This is a genomic window from Pseudoxanthomonas sp. GW835-FHT14C01, from assembly GCF_058793715.1.
The window spans coordinates 541,890-565,193 of record NZ_JBXAGB010000002.1; the positions used below are offsets into that span (position 1 = coordinate 541,890).

Consider the following 23,304-nt stretch of genomic DNA (forward strand, 5'->3'; position numbering starts at 1 on the left):
CAGACTTCGCAATAGCATCGTCTCCAACCTAGCGGTGGTTCCGCAGGGGGAAGGCGATGAACGAACCCGACATCCATCTGAAGAAGTTCCAGAAAGAGCTCAGCGCCGGCACGGTGTCGCTCGCCTTGCTGGCGGTGCTGTCCCGTGCCGCCGAGCCGCTGTACGGCTACCTGATCGCCAAGCAGCTGGAGCGCATCGGTGACGGCGTGCTCAGCGGCAAGCAGAGCGCGCTTTATCCGGTGCTCCGGAATCTGGAAGGCGGCGGGCTGCTGGACAGCTTCGTCGAACCCTCCGTCGCCGGACCGCCGCGCCGCTACTACCGCATCACCGAGGCAGGGCGGCAGACCCTGCAGTCCTGGGCCGCCGCCTGGCGCGCCACCCGCGATTCCGTCGATTCCGTGCTTGAGGGGATTCCTGCATGAACACCACCACCGTCGCGGGCAGCCGCCTGCCCACCACCATTCCGGAATACCTCGATCAGCTGCGCGCCGCGCTGGCCGGCGCCGACAAGGCGATGATCCAGGACGCCGTCTACGACGCGGAGGAATACCTGCGCTCGGAGCTGGCGGAAAACCCGGGCAAGTCCGAAGCCGAGGTGATCGCCTCGGTCGCCGGCAGCTACGGCGCGCCGGAGGAAGTCGCCGACATCTACCGCGACACCGAGGTCACCGTCGCCAAGGCGCTGCGTCCGCCGGTGCCGCGGAAGCGCACCTCGGTGCTGGGCCGGTTCTTCGGCGTCGCGGCGGATCCGCGCACGTATGGCGCGCTGTTCTACATGCTGCTGTCGCTCGCGACCGGTACGTTCTACTTCACCTGGGTCGTCACCGGCGCCAGCCTGTCGATCGGCCTGCTGATCCTGATCGTCGGCATCCCGCTGCTGCTGCTGTTCCTGATGTCGGTGCGGCTGCTGTCGCTGGTCGAAGGCCGCGTGGTCGAAGTGCTGCTCGGCGAGCGCATGCCGCGCCGGCCGCTGTACACGCAGCGCGACAAGCCTTGGCTCACCCGCCTGAAAGAGCTGTTCACCGATGGACGCACTTGGACGGCGACGCTGTACCTGCTGCTGATGCACCCGCTGGGCGTGCTGTACTTCTCGGTCGCCATCACCCTGCTGGCGCTGTCTCTGGGGTTGATCGCGGCACCGGTGGCGTTCTTCCTGCCCCATGGTTACGTGATGAACTTCGGCGACTGGAACCTCGTCACCGAGGCGCCGTGGTTGTTGCCCCTGGCATCGGTGGTCGGCGTCATCCTGCTGTTCGCCACCCTGCACCTGGCGCGCGTCGTCGGCATCTTCCACGGCTGGCTCGCCAAGCACCTGCTGGTGCGCACGCCGGTGGTGTGAGATCGCTCCACCATCACAGGAAAAGCCGCCCATTGGGCGGCTTTTCTTGCGTAGAGCGGCGCTTGCTCCGCTGTTCCTTGTCATCGTGCGGAACCGAGCGGGCTCGGCTCTACATCGTGTGACGTCAGTCGGCGTACTTGGCGATGAAGTCGCGTACCTGCGGGTAGACCTTCTCGCGCCAGCGACGACCACTGAAGATGCCGTAGTGGCCGGCACCCTCGACGGTCAGATGTTTGTGGTGCGCCTTTGCGATGCCGGTGCAAAGGTCGTGCGCCGCCGCGGTCTGGCCCTGGCCGGAGATGTCGTCGAGTTCGCCCTCGATGCTCATCAGCGCGGTCTTCCTGATCGCCGCCGGCGTGACCAGTTCGCCGTTGACCTTCCACTTGCCGCGCGGCAGCAGGAACTCCTGGAAGACGGTGCGGATGGTGTCCAGGTAATACTCGGCCGGCATGTCCAGCACGGCGTTGTACTCGTCGTAGAACTTGCGGTGCGATTCGGCGTCCTGCAGGTCGCCCTTCACCAGGTCGGCGTAGAAGTCCCAGTGCGACATGAAGTGGCGGCTGGGGTTCATCGCGATGAAGCCGGCATGCTGCAGGAAGCCGGGATACACGCGGCGGCCTTCGCCCGGGTAGGGCATCGGCACCGTGTGGATGACGTTGTTCTCGAACCACGACAGCGGATTGCGCGTGGCCAGGCTGTTGACCTCGGTGGGACTGCGGCGCGCGTCGATCGGGCCGCCCATCATCACCAGCGAACGCGGCGTCGCTTCGCCGCGCGCGGCCATCAGCGAGACGGCGGCGAGCACCGGCACCGTCGGCTGGCAGACGCTGATGACGTGCAGCTTCTCCGCGCCGATGTGGCGGATGAATTCCTCCACGTAGGCGACGTAGTCGTCGAGGCTGAACGCGCCGTCCGACTCGGGAACCATGCGTGCGTCGACCCAGTCGGTCACGTAGACCTTGTGGTTGCGCAGCAGCGTGTGCACGGTATCGCGCAGCAGGGTGGCGTGGTGCCCGGACAGCGGCGCGACCACCAGCACGGTGGGGTCGTCCTTCAACTCGGCGATGGTCGCGGCATCGTCGGTGTAACGCTTGAAGCGCAACAGGCGGCAGAACGGCTTCTTCAGCGCTTCCAGTTCCACGACCGGCACGGTGCGGCCGTGCGCTTCGACTTCGCGGATGTCCCACGCCGGCTTTTCGTAATCCTTGCCGATGCGGTGGACGAGTTCGTTGCCGGCCGCGATCCGCTCGGCACCGGGCACGTTGGACAGCCAACTGGTCGGCGTGGAAAACATCCGTGCATTGGCTTCGGCCATGTAGGCCAGCGGCGCCATCCATGCGCGTCCGAGTTCGTGCAGTTGGTACAGGGTCATGGCGTTCCGGAATCCCGCTTTTGGTGCGTGGTGCTGCGCCGCAGCATACCCCAAAGGCAGGGTGGCCGCGCGTGGCCTGTTCAGGTTATCGGCCGGTAGTCGGTGGCCTCCAGTACCGCGACATCGCCGGCCAGCCGCGGCCCCAGCCAGCAGTGGTTGCCGATGGACTGGAAGCCCTCGCCGTCGAAGGCCTGCCGGTACCACGCGGCCCTGCGCGGCTGGAAGCCGTCATGGTCGCCCTCGAACGCGTCTTCCTTCGCGAAGGTCTCCAGGAACGCCACGCCCCCGCAGAGTTCCGCCAGCCCGGGCAGGCCGCGTTTCAACTCGCGCGTCGGCACGTAGTGCAGCACGTCGGAACACACCAGCAGGTCCGCCGGTTCGCAGGGGCGCAGGTACTGGAAGTCCTCGAAGCGGGCGTAGTGCAGGTTGCGCGTGCGTCCGAAGCGGCGCACGGCGTACTCGCTGGCGTCGAAGCCGAGATACTGCAGCTTCGGCCGCAGTTTCAGCAGCGGTGCCCGCCACGCGCCTTCGCCGCAGCCGATGTCGAGCACGGTGCGGACCGGGCGCTCCAGGTGGTATTCGGCCACCGCCACGGCCAGCGCCACCTTGCGTGCGAGCCGCGGCGCACCGCCGATGTCCCCGTCGCGGTACCAGCGCTGGAAATAGTCGGCGTCGTACTGCTTGGTCATGCGCGGGTCCCGGGGTGCGGAAAGGCGGGAAGCTTACGCGATGCGGCGCGCTATCCTAGGCGCACACCCTCCCGCGCCGCCAGACGGAGCCAGCCGCATGTACCTGTGGGTCAAGACCTTCCACCTCGTCTTCGTCATCGCCTGGATGGCGACGGTGTTCTACCTGCCGCGCATCCTGGTCAACCTCGCCGAGACGACGGGACAAGCCGACGTGCAGGCGCGCCTGCTGCTGATGGGCCGTCGCCTGTATGGTTTCGGCCACAGCATGTTCGGCATTGCGGTGATCCTGGGTGCCGTGCTGTGGCTCCACTTCGGCATCAGCGGCGGTTGGTTGCACGCCAAGCTGACGCTGGTCGCGCTGATCCTGGTGCACTTCATCGTCACCGGCCGCTGGCTGAAGGGCGTGGCGAAGGGCAAGGCGCTGCCTTCGCCGACGGCGCTGAAATGGTTCAACGAACTTCCGCTGTTCGCGCTGATCGCGGTCATCTGGCTCGTCCTGGCCAAGCCGTTCTGATCCACGCGCCCCGGCATGCGCGGGGCGTCGGCCTCACTTCTTCTGGAAATCCGCCGGCTTCGGCAGTTCCACCGGCACGCCGTTCGCATCGCACGTCCCCGCCGCGCACAGGCGTGCACGCAGCGCCGGCGCCGCCTGCACGATGACGTGGTAGATCGTGTTCTGTTCGACGGTGCCGCGCACCGCGTCGCTGCCGGGGCCGATCGCCCAGATGCCGACGTCTTCGCCGCCGTGGGATTCCGACTTCAGCGGCACCAGTGCCTCCTGCAGATAATCGGGATGTTCGGTGTCGACATGGCTCAGGTCGGGGCGGCCTTCCGACGGTTCGACGCTGCTGGGCGCATGCAGGAAGCGCTTCGGGCCGGCCGGCTGGCGGTTGCTGGCGCCGGTGTAGCCGGGACCGTTCGCGTAGGTGAGCGTGGTGAAGGTCTGGCCGTTCTGGTCGCGGGCGAGATCCCCCGGCATGTCGTCTTCGCCGCCCTGGCCGCGCACCTTGCCCAGGATGGGGTTGCCGCGCACCGGATAGCCGACGAAGTTGAGCGTGTGCGAATGGTCGGCGGTGACTAGGATCAGCGTGTCGTCGCGCGATGTCGCGTCCACGGCGGCCTGCACGGCGTCCGACATCGCGACGGTCTCGTCGAGCGCGCGGTAGGCGTTGCCGTAGTGGTTCGCATGGTCGATGCGTGCGCCTTCGACCAGCAGCACGAAGCCCTCGTGGTGGCGCGACAGGGTACGGATGGCGACGCGCGTCAGGTCGGCCAGCGACGGCTCGCCTTGCGCGTCCTTGCGGCGATCGTGTTCGAACTGCATGTGGTCGTACTCGAACAGGCCGAGCAGCTGCGGTGCGCCGGCTGCCGCTTCCAGTTGCTGCGTGTTGGTGACGTAGGCGCCCTGCGGATGCACCTGCTTCCATTCCTCCACGAGGTTGCGGCCGTCCAGGCGCTGGCCGACCTTGTCGTCCTCTTCGGGATCGCGCACGTCGACCGGGAAGAATTCGCCGCGACCGCCGCCCAGCGCGACCGTGGGGCCTTTCCCGAAGCGCGATGCGGCGAGCAGTTGCTGTGCGATGTCCTTGCAGCCCGCCGCGATGGCGTCCGGCGGCAGGTCGCTGTCGTTCTCCCAGTCGCGGTGCGAGACATGCGCGTACGTCGCGGCCGGCGTCGCGTGCGTGATGCGAGCCGTGGTGACGATGCCGGTGGCCAGCCCGGCGCTGTCGGCCAGCGTCAGCCAACTGAGCAGGTCCTTGCTGCCATCGGGTGTGCACTCGCCCTTGCGTCCCGCGGAGACGCCGATCGCGCCCATGTGCGATTTCACGCCGGTGGCGACGGCGGTCATCGTGCCGGCGGAGTCGGGCGTCTGCGAATCGGTGTTGTAGGTCTTGCTGAAGGCGGTGTGCGGGAAGCGCTCCCAGCTCAGCAGGTTCTCCTCGCCGGGCGTGCCCTTGCGCTGGCCTTCGAAGATGCGTGCCGCCGCCACGGTGGTCAGGCTCATGCCGTCGCCGAGGAACACGATGACGTTCTTCGCCCGGCCCTGCATCGCGCCGTTCGCGGCGGCCTTCGCCGCACCATTCCGATACCACCATTGCGGCGTTTCGCCTTGCGGGTGCGCGACGGTGGGGACATCGACGTGCGGCGCGGTGGCACGGGAAGCGGGGGAGGGCGGCGCGCTGGCGCAGCCGGCCAGCGATACGGCCAGCAACGCGGTCAGGAACGGGGGAAGCCGGTGCATCGAGTTTCCTTGTCGGGGCAGAGTGTTGCTCATCTCATGACGCCGGGGCGTGCGTTGTCCTCAGTCGTCTTGTCGCCGTGGCGGCGGTCGGCCACCTGTCTGCGGGCGGCGTGTCCTTCACGCGCCGGCACGGGCGGGGTACGCAATTATGCCGTCCACGCAGTGTCCTGTTCATGACACCCGCCATTCCGCGTGCAGGGTCGCCGGCCGCAGGGCCTTCGGCTAAGGTGTCGCGTCCACTTGTGTGAGTCGTCCGGATGAAGCTGGTCTCGGCCTGGTTGAAGATCCCGTTCTGGCAACGCGTCGTCGCCGGCTTCGTGCTGGGCGCACTGGCGGGCTGGCTGATGGGGCCGGCGGCCGGCGTCTGGCTCAAGCCGCTGGGCGATCTCTACGTCACGCTGATCAAGATGATCGCGGTGCCGTTGGTGTTCTTCGCGGTGATCAACGCCGTGTCCAGCCTGCACGGACAGAAATCGGTCGCCGCGCTCGGCGGACGCACGTTCCTGTGGTTCGCCACCACCGCTGCGCTGGCGGTATGCGTGGGGCTGGCGGTGGGCTGGATCGTGCAGCCTGGCAAGGGCCTCACCGGACTGATGATGGCGCCCGATTACCAGGTGCGCGAAGTCCCCACGCCGGTGCAGGTACTGCTGGACATCGTGCCGGCCAATCCGTTCAAGGCGCTGACCGAAGGCAAGATCCTGCAGGTCATCTTCTTCGCGGGCCTGCTCGGCTTTGCGCTGGTCAAGCTGGGCGAGCGCAGCGCCGGGCTGCGCAAGCTGGCCGGCGAGGCCAGCGACACCATGGTGCAGGTCACGCGCTTCGTGCTGGAAATGACGCCGATCGGCACGTTCGGCCTGATCGGTTCGCTGGTCGGCACCTACGGGTTCGAGAAGCTGCTGCCGCTGGGCAGCTACATCGGTGCGCTGTATGTCGCCTGCGCGATCCACATCGTGGTGGTGTACGGCAGCCTGCTGCTCGCGCACGGGTTGAACCCCTGGAAGTTCTTCCGCGGCGCGGCGCCGGGCATGCAGGTGGCGTTCGTCAGTTCGTCCAGCTTCGCGTCGATGCCGGTCGCGCTGCGCAGCGTCACCCACAACCTCGGCGTGGACAAGGACTATGCCGCATTCGCGGTGCCGCTTGGCGCCAGCATCAAGATGGACGGCTGCGGTGCCATCTATCCAGCGCTGACCTCGATCTTCGTGGCCCAGTACTTCGGGCTGGACCTGTCGATGAACCAGTACTTCGTCATCCTGCTGGCCTCGGTGCTGGGCAGCTTCGGCACCGCCGGCGTGCCGGGCACGGCGACGGTGATGGTCACGCTGGTGCTGAGCGCGGCCAACCTGCCGCTGGAAGGCATCGGCCTGCTGGTGGCGATCGACCGCATCCTCGACATGATGCGCACCATGACCAACGTTACCGGCCAGATGCTGGTGCCGGTACTGGTGGCGAAGGAAACCGGCCTGCTGGACCGGGAGGTCTACGAGCGCGCCTCCAGCAACGTGGGTCTCGACGAAAGCGGGGCGCGGACCGGCTGATGGGATGCTGTGGGAGCGACGTCAGTCGCGATGGAGGCATCCCGTCTCTTCGATTGACGTCGCTCCCACAGGACGCTTTCACAAGACTCAGGCAGGCGACGCCTTCTCGCGCGACACCCACCAGGCGAATATCGCCGCGGTGACGAACATCAGCAGGCTGTAGACCGCCGCCGGTACCGACACGGTCGGGTTCTGCAGCACGTTGAGCGCGATGAAGATCGCCAGCGTGCCGTTGTGGATGCCGATTTCCATCGCGATGGCGATGGCCTGCCTCCTCGGCAGCCGCAATGCCAGCGGTGCCGCATAGCCGGCGCCCATGCTCGCGAGGTTGAACAAGAGGCAGGCCAGGCCGACGATGGCGAAGTACGTGGTCAGCGTCTTCCATTCCTGTGCCACGGCGGCGACCACGAGCAGGGCCAGCACCAGGACAGACAGCAGGCGGATCGGCTTCTCCGCACGTGCCGCGAAGCCGGGCGCCTTCGCGCGCAACAGCATGCCGATCGCGACAGGCAGCAGGATGATCGCCGCGACCTCGACCACTTTCTTGGTCGGTGGCGGGACGTACTGGCCAGCGCCGAGGAAGTACTCCAGCGACAGGTTGAGGATCACCGGCAGCGTCAGCAGGCAGAGCAGGCTGTTGATCGCGGTCAGCGTGATGTTCAGCGCCACGTCGCCGTGGGCGAGGTGGCTGTAGATGTTCGCGGTCGCACCACCGGGCGAGGCCGCCAGCAGCATCAGCCCGACCGCGAGCTCGGCCGGCAAGCCGAAACCGAGCGCCAGTCCGAACGCGACCCACGGCAGCACCAGCGTCTGCAGCCCGAGGCCGATCAGCACCGCACGCGGATAGCGTGCGACGCGGCGGAAATCCTCGAGCGTCAGTCCCAGCCCCAGGCCGAGCATGATGATGCCCAGGGCCAGTGGCAACAGCAGATTGGTCAACAATGAAGCCTGCATCGCGTACGACTCCCCTTCGCGCAACGGACAGGTAATGCGCGGTCATCGGCGCGCCACCGGAGGATGGCGGCAATGCGACGTCAGGTGCAAGCTGCGCCGCACCGCAGCCGGCGCCGGAAAGCACGAAGGCCGCGCGAGGCGGCCTTCTGCATGCAGTTGCGGAGGAAGTGCTTGTTACATCGCGACGCGGCGGCCGCTGAGGTAGCGGTTGGCCCAATAGCCGGTGATCAGGCTGTCCACGCGCACGTCCTTGCCGCTGCTCGGCGAATGCAGGAAGCGGCCTTCGCCGACGTAGATGCCGACATGGTTGATGCGGCCTTTCAGTCCGAAGAAGACCAGGTCGCCCTGGCGCAGTTCTTCGCGCGCACCGACCAGCTCGGCGTCGGCCTTGGAGGCCATGTCGCGGGAGACCCGCGGCAGTTCGATGCCCAGCGCGGTACGGAATACATAGCCGACCAGGCCACTGCAGTCGAAGCCGCTGTCGGGCGAGGTGCCGCCCCAGCGATACGGCGTGCCCATCAGGGCGAGCGCGCGCTGCAGGACCACGTTGACCTTGCCGCCCTGCTGTTCCTGCGCGACCACGCCTTCCTTGCTCAGGTCGTAAGCGGCCAGCAGCTTGCTGATGTCGCCGGCCACCATGGCGGAACGGTCCACCAGCGGCAGCGTGTCGCTGGCGGCCAGGCGCGGCAGCAAGGCGGAGAGCGTGGCGGTGGCGGCTTCGGCCGCCTTTTCCTTGACGCTGGCGATGACCGGCTTGGCCGCCGGTACCGGCAAGGGGGCCGCCGCATCGGGCGAGACCGGCGTTGACGCGGCGTCGACGGCCGTCGCGGCAGTCTGGGCCTGCGCGACGGACGCCATGGCGCACAGGCCAAGGCAGATGAGGAGTCGGGAAACCCTCCGCGGCAGGCGGTGGGTGGCGGCAGGCTGGCCTGTTGGCAGGTCGTCGTCGGTCGTCACGCGCGGAAGGGATTTAACAAGTCAGGGGTGATAATGCCGGCTGATCGGCCCGATTTGGTTCATAAATCGTTATTTATTCGTTAAGCGTGAACGTTCGCTGTCACAGACTTGACCGAATCCTAACGAAGGACGCGTTTCGCGCCGCTGTAGTGGTCCCGCCAGTAGGGCCCGTCCAGATGGTCCAGACGTACCGTGCCCCCTGTGCTGGGGGCGTGGACGAAGCGGCCCTCACCGACATAGATGCCCACGTGGGTGACGCTGCCCTGGGTGCCGAAGAACACCAGGTCGGCCGGCGCCAGGCGGCGCGGTTCTATCTTCGGTCCCTGCACCTGCGCCAGTTCGCGCGATGTGCGTGGCAGGCGCAGGTCCAGCATGTCCCGGTACACGTAGGTCACCAGGCCGCTGCAGTCGAAGCCGGACTCCGGCGTGTTGCCGCCATACCGGTAGGGCGTGCCGACCAGGCCGATCGCGCGCATCAGCACCGACGTGGCAGCGGCCGGATCGTCGGCCTCGACCACGGGCCATGCGCGCTGGGCCGGAGGCGGGGCTGGCTTGTGGGCCTGGGGTTTCGAACCCCCGCAGCCGGCGAGCGCCAGCAGAACCGCGCAGAGCAGGGCGGTGGTCCCGGGCCGAAGTGGCGCGGGCATGGGCAAGCCGGGATAATGTCGGGCCTTCATCGCGGCGCATCTTCGCCGCATTCCCTTGCGGCCGACAAGCCGCGCCTGTCCTGCCCGTCGGCAGGCCCCGTCCAGAGTCCCGCATGAAAATCGCAAAAGACAGCGTCGTCCGTTTCCACTACACCGTGTCCGAAGCCGGCCAGGAGCCGATCGAAAGCTCGACCGACCGCGAGCCGCTGGCGATCCTGATCGGCCACGGCAACATCATTCCGGGTCTGGAGAACGCCATGCAGGACCGCGAGGCCGGCGAGAAGTTCGGCGTCGACGTGGCGGCGGCCGATGCCTACGGCGAGCGTCGCGACGGCCTGACCCAGCGCGTGCCCAAGAAGCACTTCGGCAACCAGCGCCTGGCGCCGGGCCAGCAGGTCGTGCTGCAGACCAACTTCGGTCCGCGCGCCGTGACCATCCAGAAGATCGGCATGAGCGTGGTGGACGTGGACCTCAACCACCCGATGGCCGGCAAGGACCTGCATTTCGACGTGGAGATCGTGGACGTGCGCGAAGCCAGCGCGGAAGAGATCGAGCACGGCCACGTGCACGGCGACGGCGGCCACCACCACTGAGTCGTGCGGCATCGTGCGATCCGGACGGCCCGCGCAAGCGGGCCGTTTCATTTGGCGGGCCGGATGCGGCATCGCGCATGCTCTAATCGGTCCGATCAAACAGGGGGAAGGAATGACGGCGACGATCACGGAGAACTTCGCACCGGTCGCGGTAACGGAGCGCATCGAGGCGATGGACGTGCTGCGCGGTTTCGCGCTGCTGGGCATCCTGCTGATGAATCTGGAAGGCTTCGTGGGGCCGGTGATGGCGTCCGGCACGGGGCTGGATCCCACGCTCACGGACATGGATCGCACCGTCGACCTGCTGGTCTATGTGCTGGTGCAGGGCAAGTTCTACACCCTGTTCTCGTTGCTGTTCGGCATGGGGTTCGCGGTGATGTCGCAGCGGGCCGAGCAGGCGGGCAGGCCGTTCGCCGGCGTGTACTGGCGCCGTGGCCTGGTGCTGCTGGCCTTCGGTGTATTCCACGGCGTCTTCCTCTGGGCCGGCGACATCCTGGTGATGTACGCGCTGTGCTCCTTCCTGTTGCTGGCCCTCCGGCCGCTGCCTCCCCGCTGGTGTCTCTGGCTGGGACTGGCCGCGTATGTCGTACCGATCGGCCTGATGTACCTGATGGGCGCGATGGGCTCGCTGCTCGGCGGCACCGAGGGCTGGGACAGGTTCGTCGCCGAGACGGGCGCGAAAATGCAGGCGCTCATCGAGAGCGAGCGCGCGGCCTACGGCAGCGGCACCTACGCCGAAGCCACGTGGCAGCGGCTGAAGAGCACCGTCATGGCGCTCAGCAACATCACCCTGTTCGGCTTCATCGTGGTCTGCATGTTCCTGCTGGGCGCGTGGTTCGTGCGCAGCGGCGCCATCGTGCGTCCACGCGGGTTCCCCCGTCTTTACGCGGGCCTGCGCTGGGGTGCCCTGCCGGTGGGCCTGGTCGCGATGCTGGCTTCGGTGGCGCTGGCGCCCACCATGGATGGGGTGACGTTCAACCTCCGTACGTCCAACGCCTTTGCGCTGCAGATGCTCGCCAACCTGCTCATGTGCCTGGGCTACGTGGCGTGGCTGGTGCGGGCGCTGGACGCGCCGGTATTGCGGCGACTGCTGTCCTGGCTGGCTCCGGCGGGCCGCATGGCGCTGACCAACTATCTGATGCAGTCGCTGGTCTGCACGTGGATCTTCTACGGTTACGGCCTGGGCTACTTCGAGCAGCTGGCGCGGGCGTGGCAGCCGCTGTTCGCGCTGGCGCTGTTCGCCGTGCAGGTGCTGCTGAGCCGATGGTGGCTGTCGCGCTTCCGCTTCGGTCCGATGGAGTGGGTGTGGCGCTCGCTGACCTACCTGAAGCCGCAGCCGCTGCGGCTTCGTACCGTGTGATTCGGACTAGACTGTCGCGGTGACTTCCCACGACGACGTCCTCATCATCGGCGGCGGTGCCATCGGCCTGGCGACCGCACTGGCGCTGCTGGAAGCCGGTCGCGGCGTCTGCATCCTGGACGCGGGCGCTGCCGGCGGCGGTGCATCCCACGGCAACTGCGGCACCATCACGCCCAGCCATGCGCCGCCACTGGCCGCACCCGGCGTGGTGGCGCAGGCGCTGCGCTGGATGTTCACGCCGGATGCGCCGCTCTATCTGAAACCCCGCATCGATCCGGCCCTGTGGCATTGGCTGCTGCGTTTCGCGGCGCGCTGCAACCTGCGCGACTGGCGGCAGAGCACGCAGTCGCGCGCGGCGCTGCTCAACGATTCAAGGGTGCGGCTGGCCGACTGGGTGGCGCGCTATCGCCTGGCGTGCGAGTTCGAGGAAGAAGGGCTGGACTATGTGTTCCGCGATCCACGCAGGTTCCAGCAGTACGTGGACGAAGCGAAGGTGCTGGCGGAGTTCGGCATCGCCACCCAGGTGTTCGACGGCGCCGCCTACGAGCGCGACGAGCCCGCCATGTTGCCGGGCGTCACCGGCGCGATCCGCTTCCCGGGCGACGGACGCCTGCGTCCCGACCGTTATGTGGCCGAACTGGCCCGCGTGGTGCGCGGGCAGGGCGGCATCATCGAGGAGCATTGCCGCGTGGAACGGCTGGAGCCGACCGCGACCGGCGTGCGCTTGACCACGCCGGGAGGCCAGCGCGAGGGGCGGGATGCGGTGATCGCGCTCGGCGCATGGACGCCGGCCTTCGCGCGCACGCTGGGCCTTCGCGCGCCGATCCAGCCCGGCAAGGGCTATTCGATCACCTATTCGCGCCCCGGCCTCGTGCCGCGCCGTCCGATGGTGCTGAAGGACCGTTCCGTGTGCGTGACGGTCTGGGACAGCGGCTTCCGGCTCGGCAGCACGATGGAGTTCTCCGGTCACGACAACACCCTCAACGAAACCCGGCTGGCGGCGCTGGAGCGGGGTGCGCGTGAATTCCTGCGCGAGCCCGTCGGCGCCGAGGTGCATGAGCGCTGGTGCGGCTGGCGTCCGATGACCTGGGACGACCTGCCCCTGCTCGGGCGCGCGCCGGGGCATGCGCATGTCTGGATGGCCGCCGGCCACGGCATGCTGGGCATCAGCATGAGCGCCGCATCGGGCCAGCTGATGGCTGACCTGATGAGCGGCCGCCCGCCCGCCTTCGACCCTTCGCCGTACCGACCGGAGCGATTCGCATGAAACCGCAGGACTTCGACCTGATCGTGATCGGTGGCGGATCCGGCGGCCTCGCGGGCGCGTTCCGTGCCGCATCGCATGGCGCCAAGGTCGCGCTGCTGGAGCCCAAGGAACTCGGCGGTACCTGCGTGAACGTGGGATGCGTGCCGAAGAAGGCGATGTGGCTGGCCGCCGAACTGTCGCAGAAGATCGCGATGGCATCGTCGCTCGGCTTCGACACGGCGCCGCCGACCCTGGACTGGAAGGAATTCATTGTCCACCGCCAGCGCTACATCGCCGGCATCCATGCCAGCTACATGAAGCGGCTGGACGAGAGCGGCGTGGTGGTGATGCCGTGCCGCGGCCGGCTGCTGGATGCCCGTACCGTGGTCAACGCCGATGGCGTGCAGCTGCATGCGAAGCACATGCTGATCGCGACCGGTGGCCATCCGGCGCGGCCGGACATCCCGGGCGCCGACCTGGGCAAGGTATCCGATGATTTCTTCAACCTGTGCGCCGCGCCACCGCGCGTGGCGGTCATCGGCGGCGGTTATGTGGCGGTCGAGCTGGCGGGCGTTCTGCAGGCCCTGGGCAGCCAGGTGGAAGTATTCGTGCGGGGGCCACGCCTGCTCGACGGCTTCGATACGCAGATCACCGACGAACTGGCCGCCGACATGCGGCAGCATGGCGTGCGCCTGCACTTCGGACACTCCGTCGCGGCGCTGGAGCGTGCGCCGGAGGACGGCGTGGTGCTGCTGGCCGACGATGGCACGCGTACGTCGCCGTTCGACGAAGTGATCTTCGCCACGGGCCGTCGTGCGACGACGCGCGACATGGGGCTGGAATCGGTCGGCGTGGCGCTCGATGCCAAGGGCTTCGTGCAGGTGGACGAATGGCAGGACACGCGCGTCGCCGGCATCCACGCCGTCGGCGACGTCACCGGGCAGGCGGCGTTGACGCCGGTGGCGATCGCGGCGGCACGCCGGCTGATGGATCGCCTGTTCGGTGGCCAGGCGGACGCGCGGCTGGATTACACGCTGATTCCGACCGTGGTGTTCTCGCATCCGCCGGTAGCGCAGGTGGGCCTGACCGAGGCCGAGGCACGTGCGCGATACGGCGATCAAACGACTGCGTTGACGACCCGTTTCCGCCCGATGCTGCATGCCTTGGCCGATTCGCCGCAGCGCAGTCTCTTCAAGCTGGTCCTGGCGGGCGCGGACAAGCGCGTCGTCGGCCTGCATCTGCTCGGCGAAGGTGCGGACGAAATGCTGCAGGGCTTCGCCGTGGCGCTGAAGAAGGGCATCACGCTGGCCGATCTGCACGACACCATGGCGATTCATCCGACCAGTGCCGAGGAAGTCGTGCTGATGCGGTGAGCCGGCCCCGTCGGGCGCAGCGATACAATGGCGGCATGGATACCTTCACCCTGCATCGCGGTACCGCGCCGCTGTTCATCAGCCTGCCGCACAACGGGACGGCGCTTCCGGACGACATCGCGGCGCGCCTCACGCCGGAAGCGCGCCGCGTCCCGGACACCGACTGGCACGTGGCGGAGCTCTACGCGTTCGCGCGCGAGCTGGGCGCCTCGATCATCGCGCCGACCTGCTCGCGCTATGTCGTCGACCTCAACCGGTCGGAAGACGATGTCTCGCTCTACCCCGGACAGAACACCACCGGCCTGTGTCCGACCGTGCGCTTCAGCGGCGATCCCGTGTACCTGCCGGGCCTGGAGCCTGCACCCGGCGAGATCGCGTCGCGCGTCGACAGGTACTGGCGGCCTTACCACCGCGCGCTGCAGGACGAACTGGCGCGCATCCACGGCGCGCATGGGCGCGTGGTGCTGTGGGAAGGCCACTCGATACGCAGCGTGGTGCCGTTCCTGTTCGAGGGTCGCCTGCCGGATTTCAACCTGGGCACGGCGGGAGGAACGAGCTGCTCGCCCGCCCTGCAGCAGGCCTTGGAAGCCGTGCTGGCGTCGCAATCGGACTACAGCTTCGTGGCCAACGGGCGTTTCCGTGGCGGTTACATCACCCGCCACTACGCGGATGTCGCCCATGGCGTCCAGGCTGTGCAATTGGAGCTGGCACAGCTGAACTACATGGACGAGGACACGTTCGTCTACCTGCCGGAGCGTGCGGCGCGGACGCAGGCCCTGATCCGTCGCCTGCTGGAGCGTACGCTGGCGTGAGGCGCTCGCGATGAAACGGCCGGAGGCGGAAGACGAACTGGCGCAACCGCTCGACGTGGCGCCCGCCGAGGCGCCGGAGGCGCCGCATCCGCCGCCGGGTCTGCATGCCGTCAGCCGGTCCGGCCTGATGCTGGCGGCCCTGGGCGCCATCGCCTTCTCGGGCAAGGCCATCATCGTCAAGCTCGGCTACCGTTACGACACCGATGCCGTAACGCTGCTGGCATTGCGCATGCTGGTGGCGTTCCCGTTCTTCCTGCTGATGGGGTTCTGGGCCGCCCGCCGCAGCGCGCCGCTGTCGCGCGCGGACCGCGTGCGGATCCTGCTCCTCGGCTTCCTCGGCTACTACCTTGCAAGCTTCCTCGACTTCGCGGGCCTGGCGTACATCACCGCCACGCTGGAGCGGCTGATCCTCTACCTGACGCCGACGCTGGTCGCACTGATCGGCTGGCTGGCGTTCGGCAAGCGGATCTCGCGGCGGCAGGTACTGGCGCTGCTGGTCAGCTACGCCGGCGTGGCGCTGGCGTTCGGGCACGACCTGCAGACCGGTGGTTCCAACATCCTGCTCGGCGGTGCGCTGGTGTTCGGCAGCGCGCTGGCGTATGCGTTGTACCTCGTCGGCAGCGGCGAACTGGTCGCACGCGTCGGCGCCGTGCGCCTGACCGCCTACGCCAGCAGCGTGGCCAGCGTGCTGTGCCTGCTGCAGTTCGTCGTGGTACGTCCGATGCAGGCGATGGTACTGCCCTGGGAAGTCTATGCGCTGTCGCTGGTCAACGGCACCCTGTGCACCGTTTTGCCGGTGCTGGCGGTGATGATGGCGGTGGCGCGCATCGGCTCCGCACTGGCGGCGCAGGTCGGCATGATCGGTCCCGTATCGACCATCTTGCTCAGCCTGCTGCTGCTCGGCGAACCGATGGGGCCCTGGCAGGTGGCGGGCACCGTGCTGGTGATGGCGGGCGTGTTCGCGGTGTCGCAGCAGAAGACCGTCGCGCGCTGATCGGCCGGTCAGCCGGCCAAGGTCGCGTCGGCGAGCCAGTGCACGACGTGCGACAGCGCGTCGGCGTGACTGTCGCCCGCCCGCCTGCGTTCCTGGTACCGCGCCACCTGTCCGTGCGCGCTGGTGCCTTCCGTCAGGATCTGCCATACCCGCTCGACCTGCGATGCGCAGTCCAGCGCGCGGACGTCGTCGTCCAGGGCCTCCAGCGTGTTCTCCAGCATCTCCCGCACCGGCACCAGGCGACGGCTGCCCAGGTCGATCAGGCCGGCGTCGAATCCGTAGCGCTGGGCCCGCCACAGGTTTTCGGCCACGATCGCCTGGTCGCCTGCGTGCAGGTCGGCGTACAGCGTCGGCCTGCGCTCGAGATGCCGTACCAGGCAACGGTAGATCTGCGCGATCGCCAACGCATCGCACAGGTCGGTGCACGCGTCGGTAATGCGCAGCTCCAGCGTGGGAAATGCGAGTGACGGCCGCAGTGCCCACCAGAGGAAGCTCGCATCCTTGATCGCGCGGCCGTCGGTCATGCGCTGCACGTAGTGGTCGTACTCGGCCTGGTTCCGGAACAGTGGCGGCAATCCCGTGCGTGGAATCTCCTGGTACGCGGTCTGGCGGTAGCCCATCAGGCCGGTCGCATGCCCCATCCAGAAGGGTGACGAGGTACTGAGCGCCAGCAACAGGGGCAGGAACGGTTGCATGCGCGCCATCAGCGCGACGCGCTGGTCCGGGTCGGCCGGCTGTACATGCACGTGCAGGCCGCACAGCAGATTGCGCTGTCCCAGCATCTGCAGTTCGCCCATCACCTGATCGTAATGGGGTTTGTCGGTGCTGCGTTGCCCGCGCCATTGCGCCGACGGGTGCGTGCCGGCCGACAGGATGCCGAGCCCGTGCCGGTGCGCGATCCCGCCGACGGTACGACGCAGCGTGCGCAGGTCGGTTTCGGCGGCGCGCGTGTCGTCGTGCACGCCGGTCTGCACCTCGACCTGCGTCTGCAGCATTTCGCTGCCGAAGCGCTCGCCCAGCGCCTCGCGGCACTCGCTGAAAAATCGCCGCGGCATGTGCCGCAGGCGACGGCCGTTGCGGCGGACGAGGAAGTACTCTTCTTCCAGGCCGAAGGTGTAGGGGTGTGTGTCGCGATCCGTTGCCATGCCACGGTTATCGCATCGGGTGAGTGAACGACGTGTTCAACCGCGCCACGACGCACATCCTGCCTCTCGACAGGGCCGTCGCGACGGCCGCATGCAACGGAAACAGGCGTCAGGCCTTCCGCGAAGCCGGATCGCGCCCGTCTCCGGGCCGCGCCGCCGGAAAAATCCGATGCGGATGGCAACGAGGCCGTCGCAACGGCTCCAAGCGATGAGCAGTTCCGGTCAGACTTCCAAGGAAGCCAGGTCGCCCTTCGTTTCCAGCCACGACTTGCGATCCGATGCCCGCTTCTTCGCCAGCAGCATGTCCATCAGGCCGCGCGTCTGCGGCTCGTCATCCACGGTGAGCTGCACCAGGCGGCGCGTGTCGGGGTGGATGGTGGACTCGCGCAACTGCGACGGATTCATTTCGCCCAGGCCCTTGAAGCGGGTGACGTTGACCGCGCCGCGGATCTTCTCGCGCTCGATCTTCTCCAGCAGCAGCCGCTTCTCTTCCTCGTCCAGCGCGTAGAACACCTGCTTGCCCACGTCGACGCGGAACAGCGGCGGCATCGCCACGAACACGTGGCCCGACGCGACCAGCGCAGGAAAGTGGCGCAGGAACAGCGCGGTCAGCAGCGTGGCGATGTGCAGGCCGTCGGAGTCGGCGTCGGCCAGGATCACCACCTTGCCGTAGCGCAGCCCGCTGATATCGTCCTTGCCCGGGTCGCAGCCGATGGCCACGGCCAGGTCGTGCACTTCCTGCGAGGCCAGCACGCTGCCGGAAGCGACTTCCCACGTGTTGAGGATCTTGCCGCGCAGCGGCAGGATCGCCTGGAAATCCTTGTCGCGCGCCTGCTTGGCCGAGCCTCCCGCCGAGTCGCCTTCCACCAGGAACAGCTCGGTGCGCGACAGGTCCTGGCTGATGCAGTCGGCCAGCTTGCCGGGCAGCGCAGGACCCTGGGTGACCTTCTTGCGGACGACCTGCTTCTCGGTCTTCAGGCGCGCGCTGGCGCGCTCGATCGCGATCTGCGCGATCTTCTCGCCGAGATCGACGTGCTGGTTCAGCCACAGGCTGAAGGCGTCGTGCGCGGCGCCTTCGATGAAACCGGCGGCCTGGCGCGACGACAGGCGTTCCTTGGTCTGGCCGCTGAACTGCGGGTCGGTCATCTTCAGCGACAGCACGAAGGGGACGCGGTCCCACACGTCTTCCGGCGCGAGCTTCACACCACGCGGCAGCAGGTTGCGGAAATCGCAGAACTCGCGCAGCGCGTCGGTCAGGCCGCTGCGCAGTCCATTCACGTGCGTGCCGTGCTGGGCGGTGGGAATCAGGTTGACGTAGCTTTCCTGCACCAGCTCGCCTTCCGGCATCCAGGCCACGGCCCAGTCGACGACCTCGCTGTCCTTTTTCAGCTGCCCGACGAACAGATCGGGCGGCAGCAGCTCGCGGCCCGCCATTTCGCCGCGCAGGTAGTCGCGCAGGCCGTCCTCGTAATGCCAGCTGTCGCGCTCGCCGCTCGCTTCGTCGAACAGGGTGACGTTCAGGCCCGGGCACAGCACGGCCTTGGCGCGCAGCAGGTGCTTGAGTGCGCGCACGTTGAATTTCGGCGTGTCGAAGTACTTCGGGTCGGCCCAGAAACGCACGCGGGTACCGGTGTTCTTCTTGCCGACGCTGCCGACCACTTCCAGCGGCGTGGCGCGGTCGCCGTTGCGGAACGTGATGCGGTGTTCGCTGCCTTCGCGCTTGATGTGCACTTCGACCAGCGTGGACAGCGCGTTGACCACGCTGACGCCTACGCCGTGCAGGCCGCCGGAGAAGGTGTAGTTCTTGTTGCTGAACTTGCCGCCCGCATGCAGGCGGGTAAGGATCAGTTCCACGCCCGGAATCCTCTCCTCGGGGTGGATGTCGACCGGCATGCCGCGGCCGTCGTCGCTGACCTCGCAGCTGCCGTCCTTGTACAGGGTGACCTCGATGCTGCCGGCGTGGCCCGCCAGCGCTTCGTCCACCGCGTTGTCGATGACTTCCTGCGCCAGGTGGTTCGGGCGCGCGGTGTCGGTGTACATGCCCGGCCGGCGCTTGACGGGATCCAGGCCGGAAAGGACTTCGATGTCGGCGGCGTTGTAGCGACTGCTCATGATGCGTGCGTGGCCTCAGCGAAGCGGCGCGGAGTCCTGCAGGGCTCCGCCGGTATAGGGATTGTAGTGATAGTCGCCGGGGAAGCTCTCGCCGGTCTTCGGGTCGTGCTGGGGCGGCAGGACGCTGCCCAGCGGCGTCCGGAACGCGTAGGCATTGCTTGCGGTGCGCACCTGCAGGCGGCCGTCCGCCAGCGGATCGAACAGCGGCTTGCCCTTGGCGTCGCGGGCATTGAACACGGCGAAATGCATGTTGTCGCCCATCGGTCCGATCATGTTGGCCATCACCGGCCGCAGCACGGCGAGCAGGTTCTTGAGCTGCGTCGGGACGCGTGCCGGCGCCAACGGCGCGTGCGATGTCCCCCCGGCGTCGACGATGCGGAGGTCTTCCAGCAGCGTGTCGGATCCGGCGAACTGGTCGATGCCCAGCAGGCCGACCTTGCCACGCACGGTGGCGATCAGCAGGTAGTCGTCGAGTTGTCCGAGGAAACGCTTGCGGTCGCTTTCGGCCAGATCCTGCTGCTGCGTCGCCGACACCTGCCAGTAGAGCGACGGGATCACCCAGACCAGCTCGATGGTGTCGTCGCCGATGTGGGTGCGCTGGGTATCCTGCGCCATCTGGTCCAGACGGATGTCCTTCAGGGGCAGCGGCGTGCGCTGCGCCCAGGCCGCCGCGGGCAGCAGGGCCAGGACAACCATGGGGGCGGCGAGCAGCCGAAGGGGGAAGCGCATGCGACGTCCTGTGTCGGGATCGAAGGGTGCGGCAGTGTGCCGCCTGGACCGGATTTTTGCCATGTTCAGTCTCACATGCTGACACTGCGCCCGTGGACAGGGATGCCCTTGGTAACGCCAGCCGGCGTCCCCAGATTTCCGTTATCCACGAGGAGCCTCGCCATGAAGTCCCGCAACCTGTTGCTGCTGTCCGCCGCTGCCATCGGCGCGCTGTTCGCGGTCCAGGCGTTCGCCCAGTCCCGTACCGGGAACGACGCCGACAAGCCGAAGCAGGACCAGTCCCAGACCAGTGATCCTTCCGATCCGGAGGCCAAGGCGCGCCGTCGCGCCGCCAACGAGGCCGCCGCCAAACAGCGCAAGGCCGCCGAAGGCCAGCAGAAGAAGGCTGGCGAAGAGGACGAAGAGCGCAAGCCCTGACGCTTCTGGTCTCAGCGAAAGCCTTGCGTGGCAAGGCTTTCCGGCACACAAAGCACTGGCAGACGCCCCGCTTCGGCGGGGCGTCGCGCTTCCGGGAGACACGCGTTGCCTGTAGACTATGGCTTTCCGGAGCCCCGCCCATGACTCCCCTGATTTTCGTTACCGGCGGCGTTGTGTCCTCGCTAGGCAAGGGCATCGCCGCCGCTTCGCTTGCGTCCATTCTCGAAGCGCGTGGCCTGAAGGTCACGATGATGAAACTGGACCCCTACATCAACGTCGACCCGGGCACGATGAGCCCGTTCCAGCACGGTGAGGTGTACGTCACCGACGACGGTGCCGAGACCGACCTGGACCTGGGCCACTACGAGCGATTCGTGCGCACGCGCCTGAGCCGCAAGAACTCGGTCACCACCGGCCGGATCTACGAGAACGTGATCCGCAAGGAGCGCCGCGGCGACTACCTCGGTGCGACCGTACAGGTCATCCCGCACATCACCGACGAGATCCGCCGCTGCATCGACGAGGCCACCGAAGGCTTCGACGTGGCGCTGGTGGAGATCGGCGGCACGGTCGGCGACATCGAGTCGCTGCCGTTCCTGGAAGCCATCCGCCAGATCCGCACCGAGCGCGGTCCGGAGAAGGCGCTGTTCATGCACCTGACGCTGGTGCCGTACGTCGCCGCCGCGGGTGAGTTGAAGACCAAGCCCACCCAGCATTCGGTGAAGGAACTGCGTTCGATCGGTATCCAGCCCGACGTGCTGCTGTGCCGTTCCGAACAGCCGATTCCGGATTCCGAACGCCGCAAGATCTCGCTGTTCACCAATGTGCCCGAGCGCGCCGTCATCAGCGTGCCGGACGTGGACGTGCTGTACCGCATCCCGATGGGCCTGCACGGCCAGGGGCTGGACGAGATCGTGCTGCGCCAGTTCCGCATCGAGAACGCGCAGCCGGCGGACCTGTCCGAGTGGGAAGCGGCGGTCGATGCCACGCTCAATCCGCTGGACGAAGTGACCATCGCCGTCGTCGGCAAGTACGTCGACCACCAGGACGCTTACAAGTCCGTCGGTGAGGCGCTCAAGCATGGTGGCCTGCGCCAGCGCACGCGCGTGAACCTCAAGTGGATCGAGGCGCAGGAGCTGGAAGGCACCGACATGGCCGTGCTGCGCGACGTGGACGGCATCCTGGTGCCCGGTGGCTTCGGTGATCGCGGTTTCGAGGGCAAGGTGCTGACCTCACGCTTCGCGCGCGAGCAGAAGGTGCCGTATTTCGGCATCTGCTACGGCATGCAGGCGGCGGTCGTCGATTACGCGCGTCATGTCGCCGGCATGGCCGACGCCAACAGCACCGAGAACGACAAGCAGTCGCCGCACCCGGTGATCGGCCTGATCACCGAATGGCGCACGGCGACCGGCGATGTCGAGAAGCGCGACGAGCGCTCCGACCTCGGCGGGACCATGCGCCTCGGTTTGCAGGAGCAGCGTCTGAAGCCCGGCACGCTGGCGCGCGAACTGTACGGCAAGGACGTGGTGGCCGAACGCCACCGCCACCGTTACGAGTTCAACAACCGATACCGCACGCAACTGGAAGACGCCGGCCTGGTGATCGCGGCCAAGTCGATGGACGACCTGTTGGTGGAAATGGTGGAACTGCCGCGCGCCGTGCATCCGTGGTTCCTGGCCTGCCAGGCGCATCCGGAATTCCTGTCCACGCCGCGCGACGGGCATCCGCTGTTCGTCGGCTTCATCCGCGCTGCGCGCGAGAAGAAGGCCGGTGGAAAGCTGCTGAAGGAAGCGCGCGCGTAAATGCTTGTTCCTTCTCCCGCCGGGAGAAGGTGCCCCGATGGGGCGGATGAGAGCGGGCGGGGTCCAGTGCGTTCCCCTCTCCTGGATTCCGCCGTACCCTCACCCCAACCCCTCTTCCCGGGGGAGAGGGGTCAGATCGAGAGGTGTTTTGAATGAAACTCTGTGGATTCGACGTCGGGCTGGATCAGCCCCTCTTCCTGATCGCCGGCCCCTGCGTGATCGAGTCGATGCAGTTGCAGATCGATGTCGCCGGCCAGTTGAAGGAAATCACCGGCAAGTTGGGGATGAACTTCATCTTCAAGTCGAGCTTCGACAAGGCCAACCGCACCTCCGGCACGAGCTTCCGCGGCCCCGGGATGGAAGAAGGCCTGAAGGTGCTGGATGCGGTGAAGAAGCAGGTCGGGGTGCCGGTACTGACCGACGTGCATGAATACACGCCGATGGACGAAGTCGCCGCCGTCGTCGACGTGCTGCAGACGCCGGCGTTCCTGGTGCGCCAGACCGACTTCATCAGGAAGGTCTGTTCGGCCGGCAAGCCGGTCAACATCAAGAAAGGCCAGTTCCTGTCGCCGTGGGACATGAAGCCGGTCGTCGAGAAGGCCAAGTCCACCGGCAACCAGGACATCATGGTCTGCGAGCGCGGCGCGTCGTTCGGCTACAACAACCTGGTCAGCGACATGCGTTCGCTGAGCGTGATGCGCGATACCGGCTGTCCGGTGGTGTTCGACGCGACGCATTCGGTGCAGTTGCCGGGCGGGCAGGGCACCAGTTCCGGTGGCCAGCGCGAGTTCGTGCCGGTGCTGGCGCGCGCGGCCGTCGCGGTCGGTGTCGCTGGCCTGTTCGCCGAGACGCATCCGGATCCGGCTAAGGCGCTGTCCGATGGTCCCAACGCGTGGCCGCTGGACAAGATGGAAGCGCTGCTGGAAACGTTGCTCGCGTTGGACGCGATCACCAAGAAGAACGGGTTTCTGGAGAGCAGCGTCTGA

At 67.5% G+C, this 23,304-nt stretch carries 22 protein-coding genes; 13 read left to right on the forward strand and 9 right to left on the reverse strand.

Annotation, left to right across the window (positions count from 1 at the left end):
* Positions 1-56 precede the first annotated feature (56 nt).
* Together AC1Q5B_RS09195 and AC1Q5B_RS09200 are read left to right on the forward strand one after the other, a co-directional pair.
* Positions 57-422 carry a PadR family transcriptional regulator gene (locus AC1Q5B_RS09195; RefSeq protein WP_492631382.1) on the forward strand — a complete coding sequence of 122 codons (366 nt, stop codon included), beginning with the start codon at positions 57-59 and terminating at the stop codon, positions 420-422.
* Positions 419-1,339, forward strand: coding sequence for a sensor domain-containing protein (locus tag AC1Q5B_RS09200; RefSeq protein WP_492631383.1), 921 nt, complete (start codon positions 419-421; stop codon positions 1,337-1,339). The genes AC1Q5B_RS09195 and AC1Q5B_RS09200 overlap by 4 nt, the downstream gene beginning before the upstream one ends.
* A 124-nt stretch (positions 1,340-1,463) precedes the next feature.
* Here AC1Q5B_RS09200 and AC1Q5B_RS09205 read toward each other — a convergent pair whose 3' ends face one another.
* Both AC1Q5B_RS09205 and AC1Q5B_RS09210 read right to left on the reverse strand, forming a co-directional pair.
* Entirely contained in the window at positions 1,464-2,711 is a 1,248-nt protein-coding gene (locus tag AC1Q5B_RS09205) for a polyhydroxyalkanoate depolymerase (RefSeq protein WP_492631384.1), read from the reverse strand.
* A gap of 80 nt (positions 2,712-2,791) precedes the next feature.
* Positions 2,792-3,400: a class I SAM-dependent DNA methyltransferase gene (locus tag AC1Q5B_RS09210; RefSeq protein ID WP_492631385.1), complete on the reverse strand. Its 609-nt coding sequence runs from the start codon at positions 3,398-3,400 to the stop codon at positions 2,792-2,794.
* A gap of 97 nt (positions 3,401-3,497) precedes the next feature.
* Between AC1Q5B_RS09210 and AC1Q5B_RS09215 the strand changes: the two genes are divergently transcribed.
* Positions 3,498-3,914 carry a CopD family protein gene (locus AC1Q5B_RS09215; RefSeq protein WP_492631386.1) on the forward strand — a complete coding sequence of 139 codons (417 nt, stop codon included), beginning with the start codon at positions 3,498-3,500 and terminating at the stop codon, positions 3,912-3,914.
* A 33-nt stretch (positions 3,915-3,947) separates the two neighbouring features.
* On the opposite strand, the gene AC1Q5B_RS09220 is transcribed toward AC1Q5B_RS09215, so the two are convergent.
* On the reverse strand, positions 3,948-5,642 hold the full coding sequence (locus AC1Q5B_RS09220) for an alkaline phosphatase family protein (RefSeq protein ID WP_492631387.1): 1,695 nt from the start codon (positions 5,640-5,642) through the stop codon (positions 3,948-3,950).
* Positions 5,643-5,899: 257 nt separating this feature from the next.
* Here AC1Q5B_RS09220 and AC1Q5B_RS09225 point away from each other — a divergent pair, with 257 nt between their 5' ends.
* Positions 5,900-7,177 carry a dicarboxylate/amino acid:cation symporter gene (locus tag AC1Q5B_RS09225; protein WP_492631388.1) on the forward strand — a complete coding sequence of 426 codons (1,278 nt, stop codon included), beginning with the start codon at positions 5,900-5,902 and terminating at the stop codon, positions 7,175-7,177.
* An 87-nt stretch (positions 7,178-7,264) separates the two neighbouring features.
* On the opposite strand, the gene AC1Q5B_RS09230 is transcribed toward AC1Q5B_RS09225, so the two are convergent.
* The 3 genes from AC1Q5B_RS09230 to AC1Q5B_RS09240 all read right to left on the reverse strand — a co-directional run bounded on the left by AC1Q5B_RS09230 (position 7,265) and on the right by AC1Q5B_RS09240 (position 9,735).
* Positions 7,265-8,131 (reverse strand): bile acid:sodium symporter family protein, encoded by an 867-nt coding sequence (locus AC1Q5B_RS09230; protein ID WP_492631389.1) that lies wholly within the window; start codon positions 8,129-8,131, stop codon positions 7,265-7,267.
* 174 nt (positions 8,132-8,305) lie between these two features.
* Positions 8,306-9,088 carry a C40 family peptidase gene (locus AC1Q5B_RS09235; RefSeq protein WP_492631390.1) on the reverse strand — a complete coding sequence of 261 codons (783 nt, stop codon included), beginning with the start codon at positions 9,086-9,088 and terminating at the stop codon, positions 8,306-8,308.
* 119 nt (positions 9,089-9,207) lie between these two features.
* Positions 9,208-9,735: a C40 family peptidase gene (locus tag AC1Q5B_RS09240; RefSeq protein WP_492631391.1), complete on the reverse strand. Its 528-nt coding sequence runs from the start codon at positions 9,733-9,735 to the stop codon at positions 9,208-9,210.
* Positions 9,736-9,848: 113 nt separating this feature from the next.
* Between AC1Q5B_RS09240 and AC1Q5B_RS09245 the strand changes: the two genes are divergently transcribed.
* The 6 genes from AC1Q5B_RS09245 (at position 9,849) to AC1Q5B_RS09270 (ending at position 16,113) form a co-directional block, all read left to right on the forward strand.
* Positions 9,849-10,328: an FKBP-type peptidyl-prolyl cis-trans isomerase gene (locus AC1Q5B_RS09245; RefSeq protein ID WP_492631392.1), complete on the forward strand. Its 480-nt coding sequence runs from the start codon at positions 9,849-9,851 to the stop codon at positions 10,326-10,328.
* 112 nt (positions 10,329-10,440) lie between these two features.
* Positions 10,441-11,688 carry a DUF418 domain-containing protein gene (locus AC1Q5B_RS09250; RefSeq protein ID WP_492631393.1) on the forward strand — a complete coding sequence of 416 codons (1,248 nt, stop codon included), beginning with the start codon at positions 10,441-10,443 and terminating at the stop codon, positions 11,686-11,688.
* Positions 11,689-11,707: 19 nt separating this feature from the next.
* The gene (locus tag AC1Q5B_RS09255; protein WP_492631394.1) at positions 11,708-12,955 is read left to right on the forward strand and encodes an NAD(P)/FAD-dependent oxidoreductase; all 1,248 of its coding nucleotides are present in this window, start codon (positions 11,708-11,710) and stop codon (positions 12,953-12,955) included.
* On the forward strand, positions 12,952-14,307 hold the full coding sequence (gene gorA / locus AC1Q5B_RS09260; RefSeq protein ID WP_492631395.1) for a glutathione-disulfide reductase: 1,356 nt from the start codon (positions 12,952-12,954) through the stop codon (positions 14,305-14,307). Before AC1Q5B_RS09255 ends, gorA begins: the two co-directional genes overlap by 4 nt.
* 35 nt (positions 14,308-14,342) lie before the next feature.
* Entirely contained in the window at positions 14,343-15,119 is a 777-nt protein-coding gene (gene hutG, locus AC1Q5B_RS09265; protein ID WP_492631396.1) for an N-formylglutamate deformylase, read from the forward strand.
* Positions 15,120-15,246: 127 nt separating this feature from the next.
* On the forward strand, positions 15,247-16,113 hold the full coding sequence (locus AC1Q5B_RS09270) for a DMT family transporter (protein WP_492632072.1): 867 nt from the start codon (positions 15,247-15,249) through the stop codon (positions 16,111-16,113).
* Positions 16,114-16,121: 8 nt separating this feature from the next.
* Here AC1Q5B_RS09270 and AC1Q5B_RS09275 read toward each other — a convergent pair whose 3' ends face one another.
* The 3 genes from AC1Q5B_RS09275 to AC1Q5B_RS09285 form a co-directional block, all read right to left on the reverse strand.
* A complete protein-coding gene (locus AC1Q5B_RS09275) occupies positions 16,122-17,258 on the reverse strand; it encodes a carboxylate-amine ligase (protein ID WP_492631397.1) in 1,137 nt (378 codons plus the stop codon).
* A 222-nt stretch (positions 17,259-17,480) separates the two neighbouring features.
* Positions 17,481-19,370, reverse strand: a complete 1,890-nt coding sequence (parE, locus tag AC1Q5B_RS09280; protein WP_492631398.1) for a DNA topoisomerase IV subunit B — start codon at positions 19,368-19,370, stop codon at positions 17,481-17,483.
* A gap of 15 nt (positions 19,371-19,385) precedes the next feature.
* Entirely contained in the window at positions 19,386-20,099 is a 714-nt protein-coding gene (locus AC1Q5B_RS09285) for a hypothetical protein (protein WP_492631399.1), read from the reverse strand.
* 162 nt (positions 20,100-20,261) lie between these two features.
* On the opposite strand from AC1Q5B_RS09285, the gene AC1Q5B_RS09290 reads away from it, so the two are divergent.
* The 3 genes from AC1Q5B_RS09290 to kdsA all read left to right on the forward strand — a co-directional run bounded on the left by AC1Q5B_RS09290 (position 20,262) and on the right by kdsA (position 23,304).
* Complete coding sequence (locus AC1Q5B_RS09290) at positions 20,262-20,516, forward strand: hypothetical protein (protein ID WP_492631400.1); 255 nt, start codon at positions 20,262-20,264, stop codon at positions 20,514-20,516.
* Between the two features lie 140 nt (positions 20,517-20,656).
* Positions 20,657-22,318 (forward strand): CTP synthase, encoded by a 1,662-nt coding sequence (gene pyrG, locus AC1Q5B_RS09295; protein ID WP_492631401.1) that lies wholly within the window; start codon positions 20,657-20,659, stop codon positions 22,316-22,318.
* A gap of 152 nt (positions 22,319-22,470) precedes the next feature.
* Positions 22,471-23,304: a 3-deoxy-8-phosphooctulonate synthase gene (kdsA, locus tag AC1Q5B_RS09300; RefSeq protein ID WP_492631402.1), complete on the forward strand. Its 834-nt coding sequence runs from the start codon at positions 22,471-22,473 to the stop codon at positions 23,302-23,304.

Coding starts and splice junctions, on each gene's coding strand:
- AC1Q5B_RS09195 (WP_492631382.1), top strand. CDS start 57: ATGAACGAACCCGACATCCATCTGAAGAAGTTCCAGAAAGAGCTCAGC.
- AC1Q5B_RS09200 (WP_492631383.1), top strand. CDS start 419: ATGAACACCACCACCGTCGCGGGCAGCCGCCTGCCCACCACCATTCCG.
- AC1Q5B_RS09205 (WP_492631384.1), bottom strand. CDS start 2,711: ATGACCCTGTACCAACTGCACGAACTCGGACGCGCATGGATGGCGCCG.
- AC1Q5B_RS09210 (WP_492631385.1), bottom strand. CDS start 3,400: ATGACCAAGCAGTACGACGCCGACTATTTCCAGCGCTGGTACCGCGAC.
- AC1Q5B_RS09215 (WP_492631386.1), top strand. CDS start 3,498: ATGTACCTGTGGGTCAAGACCTTCCACCTCGTCTTCGTCATCGCCTGG.
- AC1Q5B_RS09220 (WP_492631387.1), bottom strand. CDS start 5,642: ATGCACCGGCTTCCCCCGTTCCTGACCGCGTTGCTGGCCGTATCGCTG.
- AC1Q5B_RS09225 (WP_492631388.1), top strand. CDS start 5,900: ATGAAGCTGGTCTCGGCCTGGTTGAAGATCCCGTTCTGGCAACGCGTC.
- AC1Q5B_RS09230 (WP_492631389.1), bottom strand. CDS start 8,131: ATGCAGGCTTCATTGTTGACCAATCTGCTGTTGCCACTGGCCCTGGGC.
- AC1Q5B_RS09240 (WP_492631391.1), bottom strand. CDS start 9,735: ATGCCCGCGCCACTTCGGCCCGGGACCACCGCCCTGCTCTGCGCGGTT.
- AC1Q5B_RS09245 (WP_492631392.1), top strand. CDS start 9,849: ATGAAAATCGCAAAAGACAGCGTCGTCCGTTTCCACTACACCGTGTCC.
- AC1Q5B_RS09250 (WP_492631393.1), top strand. CDS start 10,441: ATGACGGCGACGATCACGGAGAACTTCGCACCGGTCGCGGTAACGGAG.
- gorA (WP_492631395.1), top strand. CDS start 12,952: ATGAAACCGCAGGACTTCGACCTGATCGTGATCGGTGGCGGATCCGGC.
- hutG (WP_492631396.1), top strand. CDS start 14,343: ATGGATACCTTCACCCTGCATCGCGGTACCGCGCCGCTGTTCATCAGC.
- AC1Q5B_RS09270 (WP_492632072.1), top strand. CDS start 15,247: ATGCTGGCGGCCCTGGGCGCCATCGCCTTCTCGGGCAAGGCCATCATC.
- AC1Q5B_RS09275 (WP_492631397.1), bottom strand. CDS start 17,258: ATGGCAACGGATCGCGACACACACCCCTACACCTTCGGCCTGGAAGAA.
- parE (WP_492631398.1), bottom strand. CDS start 19,370: ATGAGCAGTCGCTACAACGCCGCCGACATCGAAGTCCTTTCCGGCCTG.
- AC1Q5B_RS09285 (WP_492631399.1), bottom strand. CDS start 20,099: ATGCGCTTCCCCCTTCGGCTGCTCGCCGCCCCCATGGTTGTCCTGGCC.
- AC1Q5B_RS09290 (WP_492631400.1), top strand. CDS start 20,262: ATGAAGTCCCGCAACCTGTTGCTGCTGTCCGCCGCTGCCATCGGCGCG.
- pyrG (WP_492631401.1), top strand. CDS start 20,657: ATGACTCCCCTGATTTTCGTTACCGGCGGCGTTGTGTCCTCGCTAGGC.
- kdsA (WP_492631402.1), top strand. CDS start 22,471: ATGAAACTCTGTGGATTCGACGTCGGGCTGGATCAGCCCCTCTTCCTG.